This is a genomic window from Actibacterium sp. 188UL27-1, assembly GCF_016901225.1.
Taxonomy (GTDB): domain Bacteria; phylum Pseudomonadota; class Alphaproteobacteria; order Rhodobacterales; family Rhodobacteraceae; genus 188UL27-1.
Map to the genome: position 1 here is coordinate 117,621 of NZ_JAFEUL010000002.1, position 14,313 is coordinate 131,933.

Here is a 14,313-nt window from a genome sequence, read left to right on the forward strand (position 1 = left end):
CCGACAGCCTGTCCGAAAGGTGCTGCTTTTATGCTGAATATTTCCCTGGTGAACCGCGTGCTGATCTGGCTGGTCGTGGCGGTGGGGCTGTTTTTTGCGCTGCCCAATGCGTTTTACGGCCGGGTTGAGACGCATAATGACGCGGTCAAGGCGATTGAGGCGACGGGCAGCACGCCGGAATTGGAGGCCGCTGCCGGGGTTTGGCCCGACTGGATGCCTGGGACGCTGGTCAATCTGGGATTGGATCTGCGGGGTGGTGCGTCGCTGTTGGCCGAGGTACAGGTCGAAGAGGTTTATGCCAGCCGGATGGATGCGCTATGGCCCGAGGTGCGCGATGTGTTACGGGCCGAGCGGGCGGCGATTGGCGGTATTCGCCGGATCCAGCAGGGGCCTGCCGATGAGCTGCGGGTGCGCATCGAAAATCCGGCCGAAATGGGGCGCGTCCTGACGGCCATTCGGGCGCTGGCCAGACCTGTGCAAAGTCTGACTGGGGTGGGCACGACGGATATTGAAGTGGATGCCAGTGGTGCCATCCTGACGATCAACCTGTCGGAGGCCGAGCGCCAGATCATTGCCGATCTGACCCTGCAACAGGCATTGGAGATCATTCGCCGGCGGGTCGATGCGGCTGGTACGCGGGAGCCGTCGATCCAGCGGCAGGGTTCCGACCGGGTTCTGGTGCAGGTGCCGGGGTTGGGATCGGCCCAGGAGTTGAAGGAGTTGATCGGGACGACCGCCAAGCTGACTTTCCATTCTGTCGTTTCGGTGACCGACGATCCCAATGCCAGTCCGGGGCCGGGCAACATCCTGCACCCAAGTGCGGAGCAGGCCGGGGAATACTTTGTTCTGGAACGGTTGCCCGTCATCAGCGGCGAGGACCTGACCGACAGCCAGCCGGAATTTGATCAGAATGGGCGCCCCGCCGTCGGCTTTCGCTTTAATCCGGGAGGAGCGCGGATTTTTTGCGGTTATACGACCGAGAATGCGGGGGCTCCCTTTGCCATCGTTTTGGATGATGAAGTGATCTCTGCCCCGCGGATCAATGAACCGATTTGCGGCGGTGCGGGGATCATCACGGGCAATTTCTCGGTCGAGGAATCCACCAACCTTTCGATCCAGTTGCGCGCCGGCTCGCTGCCTGCGGCCATGGAGTTTTTGCAGGAGAACACGATCGGCGCGGATTTGGGAAAAGACAGCATTGATGCCGGGATCATGGCCTGCATGGTCGCCTTTGCCGCCGTTCTGATCTTTATGCTGCTGAGCTATGGCACGTTCGGGATCTTTGCCAACATCGCGTTGATTGTGAATGTGGGCATGATCTTTGGCCTGTTGAGTGTTTTTGGGGCAACCCTGACCTTGCCTGGTATTGCGGGCATCGTGCTGACCATCGGGATGGCGGTGGATGCCAATGTGCTGGTATTTGAGCGCATCCGGGAAGAGCTGAAATCGGCCAAGGGACCCAGCCGGGCGATTGAGCTGGGCTATGAAAAGGCGCTGAGTGCGATCATCGACGCCAACATCACGACCTTCATCACGGCGGTAATCCTGTTTGCCTTGGGCTCTGGCCCGGTCAAAGGGTTCTCGGTGACGTTGATGATCGGTATCGCGACCTCGGTCTTTACGGCGATCTATGTCACACGCGTGATGGTGGTGATCTGGTTCGAGGCCCGACGTCCCAAGACAATCGAGGTGTGATATGCGGCTGCGTCTGGTTCCCAAGGAAACATCGCTCGACTTCTTTCGCTTTTGGAAGACCACTTTCGGTGCCTCGGTCCTAGCGATGGTCGCTTCGGTCGTGTTGTTTCTTTTGGTTGGTCTGAATTTTGGCATCGACTTCTTGGGCGGCACGACGATCCGTACAGAAAGCAGCCAACCCGTGGATGTGGGGGCCTACCGCGACGCGCTGGATCCGCTGGGCTTGGGCGATGTGGTGATTACCGAGGTTTTCGATACCAATTTCGGGCCGGAGCAAAATGTGGCTTCGGTCAAGATCCAGGCGCAGGAAGGCGAGGAGGCCGTGTCGAACGCGGTGCTGGATGAGATCCAGGGGGCTTTGCGCGCCTATGATAGCAATATCACCTTCCCGTCGGTCGAGTCTGTTGGGCCGGAAGTTTCGGGGGAGTTGATCCAGACAGCGGCGATTGCCGTGGTGCTCGCGATCATGGCGGTGCTGGTCTACATCTGGTTGCGGTTTGAGTGGCAGTTCTCGTTGGGAGCGGTGGCCGCTCTGGTCCATGACATCACGCTGACGATTGGGGTTTTTGCACTGCTTCAGATCCAGTTTGATCTGGCGATCATCGCGGCTTTGTTAACGATCGTGGGCTATTCGCTGAACGATACGGTGGTTGTGTTCGACCGGGTTCGGGAGAACCTGCGCAAGTTCAAGCAGCGACCTTTGGTTGAGGTATTGAACCTGTCGATCAATGAGACCTTGTCGCGGACGGTCATGACCTCTGTCACAACGTTGCTCGCGCTAATCTCTCTTTACGTTTTGGGGGGCGATGTGATCCGCGGATTTGTGTTTGCCATGATCTGGGGTGTGATCGTGGGCACCTATTCCTCGGTCTTTGTGGCGTCGGCGATTTTGCTTTACCTCGGTGTGACGCGCGATACGTCCAAGACCGATGGTGGGGCCGGCACGCAATTTGCAGATATCGATGCCTGACGGGCTTGGAGTGGCCCTGGCCACTCCGGGCCTTGTCTGGGTGCTGGCTGCCTGTGTTCTGGCGGGCGTGGTTTATGGCTTTGCCGGGTTCGGAGCGGGGCTGGTTTTCATGCCTGTCGCGGTGATCTGGCTGGATCCGCCGCTGGCTGTGGCGGCATTTAGTGTGGTCGCCATAATCTCGCTTTTTACAATTGTGCCACGGGCCTGGGCGGAGGCGGACCGACCGGCGGCCCTGACGCTGGTGGCTGCGGCCTTGGCGGGCATGCCCATCGGGCTGCAGGTCCTGACCGCGGATCATGGCGAGTTGGTGCGCTGGATCATTCTGGCGGTAACAGCCGGGACCCTATTGGCGTTGGTCGCCGGGTGGCGCCGGACCACCCGAGGGACGTTGACTGCCCGGGTTGGGGTTGGCTTTTCGACAGGCATCGTGGGCGCGGCGACTGGGCTGTTGGGGCCGATCATGGTGCTGTTTCAGTTATCGTCGCCAGATGGGGCAGGGCGCAGCCGGGCCAATGCCATCTTGTTCCTGACCTTTGGCACGATGCTGTTGCTGCCGGTCATGTGGATGAGTGGCGCGCTGCCATCGACGGCCTTGTGGTTGGGCGCGTTGCTGTTGGCGCCATACGGGGCGGGTACGTTGGTGGGGCAGGCGCTTTTCGATCCGGCCCGAGATGGGTTATACCGAATGGTGGCTTATGTGGTGATTGCCGCGGCGATCGTGGCGGGTTTGCCTGTTTGGAGCTGAGGAGATGTGCGGATGCGCCTGAATGAGGTGAGCTATGACGATGCCCAGCCGATCGAGGGCTATGGGCCTGGGTTTTTCCGCATCGGCGGCGCGGCGCGGCAGGGCCCGCTTTTGACCAGCGCGGCGGGGCCGCAGGACTGGGCGGGATATGAGGATACGGCGCCTTTGGTGGCGTTGGCCGGGCAGATTGATGTGCTGTTTATCGGAACGGGCGCTGAGATTGCCCCGTTACCTTCACCTCTGCGCTGGGTGCTTGAGGAGGTGGATCTGGGGGTGGAGATCATGGCGTCACCCACCGCGGCGCGTACTTATAACGTGTTGCTCTCTGAGGGGCGACGGATCGCGGTGGCGTTGTTGCCAGTGGATTGAGGCGTTTCGGATCGCTGGCGCGATCCGACCGATTGGGGGCGCCGCCCCCGCCGCCTGTCGGGCGTCTCCCCCGGAGTATTTTTACCGATAAGAAAAAGTGAGGGCGGTTTTTCGGAAATGACGCTTAATGTCCAAGATTTGAAGGTTGGGCGCGCGGGAATCGCTTTGCTGGATGGTGTTTCATTTGATGTTTGTGCTGGTGATGTGTTGGTTCTGCGGGGGCCGAACGGGATTGGCAAGACGTCGCTCTTGCGATCCCTGGCGGGGCTGCAGCCTGTGCTGGGGGGGCGGGTTGATGTGGCACCCGACAGTATGGCCTATGGCGCGCACGCGGATGGGGTGAAGGGCACACTGACCGTTGTCGAGAATTTGACCTTTTGGGCGCGGGTTCATGGTCACCCGGTCAGGGCCGACGTGTTTGACGCCTTTGACCTGGCGCATCTGAAGGATCGTACCGCGGCGCAGCTTTCGGCGGGGCAGCAGCGGCGCTTAGGTTTGGCGCGGTTGGCGGTGACAGGGCGGCTCGGTTTGCTGCTGGATGAGCCGACCGTGTCGCTGGATGCGGCCTCTGTCGCGTTGTTTGCGGCGTTCATCCAGCGGCATCTGGCGACGGGCGGGTTTGCCGTGATCGCCACGCATATCGATCTGGAATTAAAGGCGGAGGTGCTGGACCTGACCCCGTACAAGGCGCAGGCCGCCGCTGCTGATCCCGCTGGCTTTGACGAGGCATTTTTGTGATCGCCCTGTTCCGCCGTGACCTGCAACTGGCGATGCGGGCGGGGGGCGGCTTTGGCCTCGCGCTGGCTTTCTTTCTGATCGTGGTCACCTTGGTGCCGTTTGCCCTTGGCCCGGATCGCGAAACCTTGGCCGCCGTTGCTGCGGGCGTTCTGTGGCTGGGTGCGTTATTGGCCTGCCTGTTATCGCTTGACCGGATCTTTGCCCTGGATTTCGAGGATGGCGCGTTGGAGTTGCTTGCCACAGCCCCCATCCCGCTGGAAGGTGTGGCGGCGGTCAAGGCCTTGGCCCATTGGTTGACCACCGGTTTGCCGCTGACATTGGCGGCGCCTGTCTTGGGCGTTTTGTTGAGTTTGCCCGCGGGTGCCTATGGTTGGTTAACGCTGTCCTTGGCCATTGGCACGCCCGCCCTGTCGGTCATTGGAACCTTCGGTGCGGGCCTGACTGTGGGGATCAAACGCGGCGGCTTGCTGATGTCCCTGATCGTCTTGCCGCTTTATGTCCCGACCCTGATCTTTGGCGCCGATATCGTACGCCGGGCCACGGATGGGCTGGACCCGACCGCGCCACTGATCCTGCTGGCGGTGATCACATTGGCGAGTGCGGCACTTCTGCCCTTTGCCTCGGCCGCCGCAATCCGTATCAATCTACGCTGACACGAGGGGGAGCCGATGTCGCTTTGGGAATATGCCAATCCGGTGAAGTTCATGGCCCTATCGGGGCAGGTGTTACCGTGGGTCGGTGGGCTGGCCGCCCTTTGTCTGGGAGTTGGGTTGGTCTGGGGGTTCTTCTTCACACCCGATGATTTCCGGCAGGGATCCACGGTCAAGATCATTTATCTACACGTCCCCTCGGCCCTGATGGCGATCAACACATGGTTCATGATGCTGGTCTGTGCTCTGATCTGGTTGATCCGGCGGCACCATGTCTCTGCCCTGGCAGCGCGGGCGGCAGCACCAGTCGGGATCGTCATGACGCTGATCGCCTTGTTCACCGGAGCGGTTTGGGGGCAGCCCATGTGGGGCACGTGGTGGGCGTGGGACCCCCGGTTGACCTCGTTCCTGATCCTGTTCCTGTTTTACCTGGGCTACATTGCGCTGTGGTCTGCGATCGAGGATCCCGATACCGCAGCCGATCTAACCAGCGTGCTTTGCATTGTGGGATCTGTGTTTGCGATCCTGAGCCGCTACGCGGTGAACTTCTGGAACCAGGGGCTGCATCAAGGCGCATCGCTGTCGCTGGACAAGGAGGAGAATGTGGCAGATGTCTTCTACATCCCGCTCCTTGTCTGCATCGCAGGTTTCGTCTGCTTGTTTCTGGCGCTGGTCCTGCTGCGCACCCGGACCGAGATTCGGGTGCGGCGGATCCGGGCGCTGGAAGCCCGGTCGCGGATGGCGTGATGCCGGATCTGGGTGCTTATGTGGTTGAGGTCGCCTTGGCCTATGCGGGTTCGCTGGTGCTGATCCTGGGCCTGGTCGGCCTGTCCTGGTGGCGGGCCGTGCGGGTGCGGGCTGCATTGGCACGCGCTGAAAAGGAGGTGAGATGAAGATCCTTTACATCCTTCCGGTCGTCGTGTTCGGAGGGTTCGGTGTGTTGGCGGCCTTTGGTCTTTTTGCTCCCGAAGATGGCCTTTCCTCTGCTCGACAGGGCGGCCCTGCTCCCGACCTGACCCTGGCGGCACTACCACCCAAGGCCGAGTTCACGGCGGAGATGTTGCAGGCCGAAGGCCCCAAGATCGTGAATATATGGGCCAGTTGGTGCGCTCCTTGCCGGGCCGAACATCCGCAATTGGTCGATCTGTCGGCAAAAGGGATCCCGGTTTACGGCATCAATTACAAGGACGAGCCCGCCAAGGCATTGGGCTTCCTGGCCGAACTCGGCGACCCCTACGCGGCGATCGGCGCCGATCAACAGGGTCGCACCGCCCTTGACTGGGGCGTTTACGGTGTGCCCGAAACCTTTGTCATCGATGGGGACGGCCAGGTGATCTTGCGATTTGCCGGGCCAATCACTGAGGCGGTTCTGACCAATACGATTCACCCGGCTTTGAAATCAGCGTCACAGTAATGTTGAGGATAGCAAAGCGGTCTGTCGGATCGCACCACTGCTGTCATTATGTGTTCATAAATATCCATATTTTACGTCTGCGGCTTGTTCCGACCTCAGGAGTTTAGCGGCCATGGTATGCCCGTTAGATTTGTGCCTTCGGGCAGGGATATTTGAGGACACATGATGGGGGAAGGCCCATCAGAGTAATGGGCCGTTTTCTCCGAATGTCGAAAGCCTGAGGTGGCCGGATCCCGGTCTGAAAACCTCAAGCCCCTCGTCCTGCCTGCACCCAATGATCTTGGGGCGATGGGTCATCAGCTGTGTTTTGGGGCTCTTGCACGGTGCGTTAAAGCCGGTAGCAGGTGCGCGTGAGCGCGCCTGCCGGGCCCAACGCCTTGGGCCAGCGGCTTTGCCGCTTCGCCCAAGGGGACGGGAGCACCACAGATGAGCCTAAGTGCGATCAGGTCGGATCGGCGCTGCCACGGGACAGGGCCGCGACGCCGGTGCGCGCTACTTCCTGTAGGCCAAGGGGGCGCATCAGTTCCGCAAAGGCTTCGATCTTTTCGGGCGTGCCGGTGATCTCGAACACGAAACTGCCCAGCGTGCTGTCGACGACATTGGCGCGAAAGATCTCGGCCAGGCGCAGGGCTTCGATCCGTTTATCACCGGCGCCTGCAACCTTGAACAGGGCCAGCTCGCGCTCGACCGACGGCCCGTCGACTGTCAGGTCATGGACCTCGTAAACGGGTACCATCCGACCCAATTGCGCTTTGATCTGCTCAATCACTTGTGGTGTGCCAGTGGTCACGACGGTGATCCGAGAGCGGTGGCCGGTCTGGTCGATCTCCGCCACGGTGAGGCTTTCGATATTATAGCCGCGCCCGGAAAAGAGCCCGATCACCCTGGCCAACACACCGGCCTCGTTATCGACGACCACGGCCAAGGTGTGTGTCTCGATCACCTCCGCATTGGGGTCGCGCAGGTCATAGGCCGAATGTTTCGACGAGCCTTTGCGAATTTTCAGCGCTGCCATCTGTTTTCCCTGTCCTCTTGTTGGGGCGCCACTTGCAACAATTGCCCGAGGCTTGTCCAGCGCGGGGCCGGAATTGTTTCAGTTTGCGGTAACTTGTTCACGGTAACCTGGGGGCATGATCGCGCAGGATCACGGGTTTGTGGTGCTGATTGCCGGGGGCACGGGGTGCCGCGTAGATATCCCGCATACCGTTGTATTCCAAATGCGCTCCACAAAAGGACCCGATGCCATGACCATGACCGCCAACGCCCCCAGCCCCTCAGTCAGCTTGCCGCAGAACATCGTGACGCTGGTCACGACGGTGCTGATCGCCGGCGCCTTCTCGACCGTTGCTTTTGACTTCTTTGGCAAATCCTTGAGCCCGATGCTTGGTTTCGGCGGTCTGGCGCCGGTGCCGCTCGCCAATGGCGTGATCAAGACGCTCTTTGGCACAGGCTATACGCCGGGTGCCCATGCGCTGCATTACTTTGCCGGAATGATCGCCTATCCCGCTGGTTGGGTTCTGATTGCCGAACCCCTGCGCCGCCGGTTCGCCCCACAGGTGCACTGGCTGATCGCCGCCACGGTCTATGGCGTGGCGCTGTGGGTCTGGGCGCTCTTCTTCATGGCGCATCTGGTTGCCGGTAACCCGCCTTTCCTCGGCTGGGGCACGATCACCTGGGTTGCCTTGGTCGGTCATGTCCTGTTTGCCCTGATCACGGCCATGGTCGCCCACCTGCGCCGTAACGCGTAAATGCACAAATCTTGCCAAGGCCCCGCGGTGTCGCGGGGCCGTATGCATGTTTTGATCCCATCTCATGCGGTCTTCACCCGTTGAACGGCGCTGGCGAAGCTGAGGATTACGGCCATACCGATTAAAGGCGGTATCATCACTGCCGCGGGGGCGACCGGGACAAAGATCGGCAGGGCCGGGCCCATCCAAAGCAATACCGCGGCAACCATAGTGAGAGGCGTGCCCAAGACTTTGTCCGAGCGAAGAAGAAACAGTGCCACCACAGCCAGCAACCCCGCATCGTAGTGCCAGAAATAAGGGGTCGCGAGACAGGTCGCCGCTGCAAGAGCCGCCATCTTGGCGTCGAAACCAATCTCCTTGCTGCGCCAAATCACAAAGACCGCCCCGGCCAGCAGCGCTGATAGCCCCCACTGGAGCGTCACGGCCGTCTCGTAAGATATCCCGAGACGTGTGAGCAGGGCGGGGATGCTGGTCATCAAGTCAAGCAGGGGTAGCGTCTCCTCCAGCCGCGCTGCGTGCTGTGTGTAAATGTCTACCAGGTTGGTCCAATATGCCGGGCCATAGATGAGGGTCGCGGCGACATTCAGGATCACGCTGGTCATGGCCGCCCCCGCAGTCGCACGCCATGCCCCAATGGCGATCAAGGCGGCGGGGATCATCAGCCCAAGCGTTGGCTTCAGGGTCAAAACACCGATCAGGATCCCTGCCGACCAAGGCCTGTCCGCGCGCAATGCTGCAAAGGCGGCCAGAAAAACTCCGGCCCAAAGGAGTGTGAATTGTCCAACGGCCAAAACCGGAATGACAGCCGGTGCGCAGGCCAGCGCCACCCAGGCTGAAGGCGATGCTTTGCAAAAGGGGCCGAGCGCGGCCGCATAAACCGCAAATGAAACCCCGCTAAAGATGATCCATGCGACCGGAAATGGAAGTACACCCAACGGCGTCATCAGGGCCAGAAAAGCAGGCGGATGCAGGAATGGAAACCAGTCGGGTGGGCAGGTGGCGTCATTGGCCTCATATATGCGGTTGACCGAGAAGGCGGCGAGCGGCTCTCCCATGGCGGCCAGATGCCCCGCACCCCAAAAGACCGCGAAATCCACCGAGACATCGATGCAGCCCGGGTCCAACATGTCAGAAATTTCGCCCGTGATCTGACGGGCAAGCATGAAAAGAGTCACGCTTGCGGCAATCATCGCGATCGGGAAGGACCGCCTTGTCTGCAGTCCGCGCAGACGATGATCGCCGGCTTGATCCGCTGATGTTACGGCCATCGTGCGTTGGGTTTTCGAACGCATCTCAGGTCTGGCCATCCTTTCATCTGCGTGTTGCCGGGCCCATCATGTGTCACGGGGCCCACCAGCATGGCCGGGACCACTCTGCGTGTTCAAACAGTGCGTCGACAGACGGATCAGGTTGGGTCTGCGTCGACAAGCTGGACATCACTAACCCCGTCAGTCGCCTGAAGAAGCCCCGTCAGACTTTCCACCAACTCTGCCATGGCTGTCGACGTGTCGATCTTTCGGAAAAGCCGCTTCAGCAAATTTTGCTCTGCCTTGACGAAAACAAGGTGGTCTGCGCCGGTTTTCGCATCATAGTCGCCTTGGCTTCCGCAGCAGACCGCGAGTGTGAAATCGCCGTCGTGTTCAACTTCGATCCAATAGCCCCAATCTTCCATGGACGAGAACCCAATCGGGTAACCAAGCTTTGGCAGTTCGGCCTTCAGGAATTCAGCGAGCTCTTTGCCAAAAAGGCCGGGATTGATGAACTCATCGGATGTTTCCTCCAATTCGCCCGCCGTGGGTGGAAAGCGTTTGGAGGAAAACTCGATGAGTCCATCGCCGGTCATACGAGCACGGCACCCTTGCTGCCGATGGCATCTTGGGTGGAGGCTTCGCCCAACAGCATCTTATTGTGCGGCTCGCCTGAGGGGATCATGGGGAAGCAGTTTTCATGCTTCTCGACCAGGCAATCAAAGAGAACCGGGCCATCGTAAGCCAACATCTCCATGATCGCGTCATCAAGATCGCCGGGGTCCTTGCACAGGATGCCCTTGGCACCAAAGGCTTCGGCCAGTTTCACGAAATCGGGCAGAGCCTCGGACCAACTGTGGGAATAGCGTTCGCCGTGCAGCAATTCCTGCCACTGGCGCACCATGCCCAGCCGTTCATTGTTCAGGATGAATTGCTTGACCGGCAAGCGGTACTGCGCGGCAGTGCCCATTTCCTGCATGTTCATCAACCAGGAGGCCTCGCCCGCCACGTTGATCACCAGCGCGTCGGGATGCGCAATTTGCACACCTATCGATGCAGGAAAACCATAGCCCATCGTGCCCAGGCCCCCGGATGTCATCCAGCGGTTCGGATCCTCGAACCCCAGATATTGGGCGGCCCACATCTGGTGCTGACCAACCTCGGTACAGATATAACGGTCATACGTTTTAGTCAGCTCTTCGAGGCGGACCAAGGCATGCTGGGGCTTGATCGTCTTTTCCGAGGTCTTGAAATCCAGACACCGGATCGCGCGCCAATCGTCGATCTGCTTCCACCACTTGGCCAAACCCTCTGCGTTGACCTTTGACCCGCGCTCTTTCCACAGCGCCAAGGCGGCGTCCAGCACATGGGCCACGTCGCCGATGATCGGGAAATCGGTATGGACGACCTTGTTGATCGAGGACGGGTCAATATCGATATGGGCCTTCATCGAGTTTGGGCTGAAGTCAGCGATCCGTCCCGTGATCCGGTCATCAAACCGGGCACCCACATTGATCATCAGATCGCAGCCATGCATCGCAAGGTTGGCTTCATAAAGCCCGTGCATGCCGAGCATGCCCAGCCACGCCCTGCCCGAGGCGGGATAGGCACCCAAACCCATCAAGGTCGAAGTGACTGGGAAACCCGTGGCTTCGGCAAATTCGCGCAACAGAGCGGTGGCCCGGTCTCCGGAATTGATCACGCCGCCGCCTGTGTAAAAAACGGGGCGTTCGGCGGTTTCCATCGCCTCGACCAAGCCCTCGATCACCTCGGCATCGCCTTCTATGCGTGGTTTGTAATGGCCGGTCGGTGCATCGGCGGGGGCGACATAGGTGCCGCTGGCAAATTGCACGTCTTTTGGAATGTCGATCAGAACGGGACCCGGGCGCCCCGAGGTTGCGACATGGAACGCTTCATGAATGGTCGCGGCCAGCCGGTCGGTGTCTTTAACCAGCCAGTTATGCTTGGTGCAGGGGCGGGTGATCCCGACCGTGTCAGCCTCCTGGAATGCGTCCGAGCCGATCATGAAAGTGGGCACCTGGCCAGTCAGAACGACCATCGGGATCGAATCCATCAGCGCATCGGTGATCCCAGTCACGACGTTGGTGGCCCCGGGACCCGAGGTCACCAGAACAACGCCGGGTTTCCCGGTCGAGCGCGCATACCCTTCGGCGGCATGGGCGGCACCCTGTTCGTGGCGGACCAGGATGTGGCGGATGCCTTCTTGCTGAAAGATCTCGTCGTAAATCGGTAGCACGGCCCCGCCGGGATAGCCGAATACGACGTCCACACCCTGATCCTTCAGGGCTTGAACCACCATCTTTGCTCCGGTCATTTGGCGTGCCATTTCATGTTCTCCGTTTGGCTGGCATCTGGGCAATAAAAAACCCCCGGTCTTTCGGCGGGGGTGCATGGGGTTATCGTCTGGCGTCCGTGTTACCGGCCCATGCACCTTTCGACTACGAGAAGTAGAATGCTGATCATTCCAAAGGTCCCTTACTACGTGGCGGGACAATACGAGGCGCGTTTGGTGGCGTCAATCGAAATACATGAGAAAATGTCGCCAAAGCCCGTGTTTTCGGAATTATCTTTCTAAGAGCTTAAGTGAACCCTTCGGTTCACATTGACTGTGCACCAATGCGCACAACCGGTGATGGTTCGCTGTTGATTGGAGTCCGACGTTAGGTCATTAGGTAATCATGGAAGCTGAACAGGAGAGTTCAAATGTCCTTGTCTCGCCGAGTTTCACATTTTACCGCAGGCCACGCCACCTTCCTGGGGATGCTTATTACGGTTGGTCTATGGGCCAGTTCGCTGCCAAGCAACGCAACGCCCCTGTCGTCGGATGAGTTCCGCACGATGTATGCAGACCAGGTTTATGAGGCGCTGGTGGACGATCACAAGATAACTGTCGTGATGGGCGGTGATGGCCGGGTGGAGATCAATGGCCCCATCGGTCAGTTCGAAGGCAGTTGGGCCATGGCTGACAACCTGATGTGCGTTTATTTCGCCAGCGGCCCGCGGATCGGAGAAACCTGTGGCCACCTGCTGCCCGACCAGTCCGGCGGGTTCGAGACGACGACGGGCATCATCATGCGCCCGCTGGTGACGTCGGCTCCGCTGGATTGAACGCGGATCATATTCCGCGGTAAGATGCCTGACCTTGGTGTTGGGCACCGGTGACGTTTGTCGTCTAGCCTGGGTACACCGTGCCGGCATCGCCAATATAATTATCCCATGCAAACCAGTAGGATATGTGGCCCGCCACCCTGGATAGACTGACGCCATCGGGGCCGACCAGTGCCGCTTCCGTGGCTGTCCAGCCGGTGCCGTCACTGGCTGTCAGACGGTCGCCGGTTGAGGCAAATGTCAGATCGCCACGTTCATAGGCGCGAACACTGCGGGTCTGTGCATTGCCGATCAGAACCAGGGGCGTGTTGGCGATGGCGTCATTGATCACGCGCTTTTTGTCAAAGGCGTTAAGCGGCCAGGCCCGCGCCACACCGAACTGGCGGATGGTAAAGACATAATCCTTTTGGTTATGCGCCTGTTCATCAACCAAGGCCGGGAACATCAGATCGGGTGAGCCGAAATAGGCGGAGTAAACCACGCCTGAGCCATAGTCGCGCCGGTACCCGGTCTTGAGCGACAGAACCCGGGTTGTCGGATGGGTGGCTTTCCAATTGGCCCAGGTTGTGATCACCACAGGGCGTTGTGTCAACTTGATGCCGCGGCCGGCAAGGGGGCCAATGACGGGCTGGCCGGTATACTGGTTCCACAGCGAGTTGGTCTTGCGGTCAAACATCAGCTTGTTTGAGCGATAGAGGAACCCGGATGAGCCAAAGATCAGCGGTTTTTTAGCGTTTCTGGTTTGTGTCTCGAATAGGATGCCCGAGCCGCACAGCGTGCAATAGGCCAGCGCCACGGGGACGCCGCCGACTACGTCATTGAACATCTCGTGCCAGCCCATGATGCGCAGCGGATAGGCGCGGGCATCGCCGTTGATGGAAATGCCAAAGACCAGATCATCGTCGCGGAGGTATTCGGCGGAGCTGGCCGTGATCATGGTGGGGGTGTCCAGGGATGGAATGCCGTCTTTCAGGACTCCGCCCCAGGCAATTTCCTCGATCCGGATTTTGGCCGCGTCGCGCGTCAGATGCTCTGGTCGCAGAAAGTCGCGGAAATTCGGATCGATGCGAAGATGGGCGTCACGCATGAACGCAGCATAGGACGGGTGGGGGACGATCTGCGGGTTGCGTTCCTGCCAGAGCATCCAGTCAAACCATTGGGTGCCGTGGGATTGCCCGGTGAGCCGCTCCAACGTCCGGCCGATCGCGTCCTGCCGGTTGATGGCGAAACGCAGGGCCAGGATCAGCCCGGCCGCCATGTCCGGTTTGCCGCGATCCGCGATCAGTCGCAGGCCCGCCTCGTGTTCGGAAGTCGTCCCAAAGAGTTGTGCGAGAAGCGCGTCCTCAAGCCCACTATCCTGGGCAGAGACCAGGCCGGGCCATGCGGCAAAGCCAAGGGTTAATCCGGCAAATTGCCGACGCGACCATATCATACGGGACCTCCATTCTACTTGTGCAGAATGGTGCGGCTTTGCCTGATCACATGCACTTAAAGTGCGCGTGAGATGTTATGCCGGACTATGGAAACGACCATTTTGCCAAGGTAAGCCGCTATTGAGCCGGGGCGTCCCCGGGTTTTACCATGGTCAAACACGTCTTGATGGGACAA

The 14,313-nt window shown here is 59.9% G+C and carries 16 protein-coding genes; 11 read left to right on the forward strand and 5 right to left on the reverse strand.

Annotated features, from left to right (window positions below; genetic code table 11):
- The first annotated feature begins 30 nt into the window (after positions 1 to 30).
- From secD to IU397_RS03720, 9 genes are all read left to right on the forward strand, one after another.
- Positions 31 to 1,695, forward strand: a complete 1,665-nt coding sequence (secD, locus tag IU397_RS03680; protein ID WP_204410841.1) for a protein translocase subunit SecD — start codon at positions 31 to 33, stop codon at positions 1,693 to 1,695.
- A gap of 1 nt (position 1,696) precedes the next feature.
- Positions 1,697 to 2,665, forward strand: a complete 969-nt coding sequence (secF, locus tag IU397_RS03685; RefSeq protein WP_204410843.1) for a protein translocase subunit SecF — start codon at positions 1,697 to 1,699, stop codon at positions 2,663 to 2,665.
- A complete protein-coding gene (locus tag IU397_RS03690) occupies positions 2,658 to 3,410 on the forward strand; it encodes a sulfite exporter TauE/SafE family protein (protein WP_204410845.1) in 753 nt (250 codons plus the stop codon). The genes secF and IU397_RS03690 overlap by 8 nt, the downstream gene beginning before the upstream one ends.
- Positions 3,411 to 3,422: 12 nt before the next feature.
- A complete protein-coding gene (locus tag IU397_RS03695; RefSeq protein WP_204410848.1) occupies positions 3,423 to 3,779 on the forward strand; it encodes an Mth938-like domain-containing protein in 357 nt (118 codons plus the stop codon).
- Between the two features lie 117 nt (positions 3,780 to 3,896).
- Complete coding sequence (ccmA, locus tag IU397_RS03700) at positions 3,897 to 4,517, forward strand: heme ABC exporter ATP-binding protein CcmA (protein WP_204410850.1); 621 nt, start codon at positions 3,897 to 3,899, stop codon at positions 4,515 to 4,517.
- Entirely contained in the window at positions 4,514 to 5,170 is a 657-nt protein-coding gene (gene ccmB, locus IU397_RS03705; RefSeq protein WP_204410852.1) for a heme exporter protein CcmB, read from the forward strand. The genes ccmA and ccmB overlap by 4 nt, the downstream gene beginning before the upstream one ends.
- Positions 5,171 to 5,185: 15 nt before the next feature.
- Positions 5,186 to 5,914, forward strand: coding sequence for a heme ABC transporter permease (locus IU397_RS03710; RefSeq protein WP_204410855.1), 729 nt, complete (start codon positions 5,186 to 5,188; stop codon positions 5,912 to 5,914).
- The gene (ccmD, locus tag IU397_RS03715) at positions 5,914 to 6,060 is read left to right on the forward strand and encodes a heme exporter protein CcmD (RefSeq protein WP_239479579.1); all 147 of its coding nucleotides are present in this window, start codon (positions 5,914 to 5,916) and stop codon (positions 6,058 to 6,060) included. Before IU397_RS03710 ends, ccmD begins: the two co-directional genes overlap by 1 nt.
- Complete coding sequence (locus IU397_RS03720; RefSeq protein ID WP_204410859.1) at positions 6,057 to 6,581, forward strand: DsbE family thiol:disulfide interchange protein; 525 nt, start codon at positions 6,057 to 6,059, stop codon at positions 6,579 to 6,581. Before ccmD ends, IU397_RS03720 begins: the two co-directional genes overlap by 4 nt.
- A 442-nt stretch (positions 6,582 to 7,023) precedes the next feature.
- On the opposite strand, the gene ilvN is transcribed toward IU397_RS03720, so the two are convergent.
- A complete protein-coding gene (ilvN, locus tag IU397_RS03725) occupies positions 7,024 to 7,596 on the reverse strand; it encodes an acetolactate synthase small subunit (RefSeq protein WP_204410861.1) in 573 nt (190 codons plus the stop codon).
- A gap of 229 nt (positions 7,597 to 7,825) precedes the next feature.
- On the opposite strand from ilvN, the gene IU397_RS03730 reads away from it, so the two are divergent.
- Complete coding sequence (locus IU397_RS03730) at positions 7,826 to 8,329, forward strand: hypothetical protein (protein ID WP_239479580.1); 504 nt, start codon at positions 7,826 to 7,828, stop codon at positions 8,327 to 8,329.
- Between the two features lie 62 nt (positions 8,330 to 8,391).
- Here IU397_RS03730 and IU397_RS03735 read toward each other — a convergent pair whose 3' ends face one another.
- The 3 genes from IU397_RS03735 to IU397_RS03745 all read right to left on the reverse strand — a co-directional run bounded on the left by IU397_RS03735 (position 8,392) and on the right by IU397_RS03745 (position 11,923).
- Positions 8,392 to 9,492, reverse strand: coding sequence for a glycosyltransferase family 87 protein (locus tag IU397_RS03735; RefSeq protein WP_204410863.1), 1,101 nt, complete (start codon positions 9,490 to 9,492; stop codon positions 8,392 to 8,394).
- 242 nt (positions 9,493 to 9,734) lie between these two features.
- On the reverse strand, positions 9,735 to 10,172 hold the full coding sequence (locus IU397_RS03740; protein WP_204410865.1) for a hypothetical protein: 438 nt from the start codon (positions 10,170 to 10,172) through the stop codon (positions 9,735 to 9,737).
- Positions 10,169 to 11,923 carry an acetolactate synthase 3 large subunit gene (locus tag IU397_RS03745; RefSeq protein ID WP_204410867.1) on the reverse strand — a complete coding sequence of 585 codons (1,755 nt, stop codon included), beginning with the start codon at positions 11,921 to 11,923 and terminating at the stop codon, positions 10,169 to 10,171. The genes IU397_RS03740 and IU397_RS03745 overlap by 4 nt, the downstream gene beginning before the upstream one ends.
- A gap of 377 nt (positions 11,924 to 12,300) precedes the next feature.
- On the opposite strand from IU397_RS03745, the gene IU397_RS03750 reads away from it, so the two are divergent.
- Positions 12,301 to 12,705, forward strand: coding sequence for a hypothetical protein (locus IU397_RS03750; RefSeq protein WP_204410869.1), 405 nt, complete (start codon positions 12,301 to 12,303; stop codon positions 12,703 to 12,705).
- A gap of 64 nt (positions 12,706 to 12,769) precedes the next feature.
- Here IU397_RS03750 and IU397_RS03755 read toward each other — a convergent pair whose 3' ends face one another.
- Positions 12,770 to 14,137 (reverse strand): DUF3179 domain-containing protein, encoded by a 1,368-nt coding sequence (locus tag IU397_RS03755; protein WP_204410872.1) that lies wholly within the window; start codon positions 14,135 to 14,137, stop codon positions 12,770 to 12,772.
- Positions 14,138 to 14,313 lie beyond the last annotated feature (176 nt).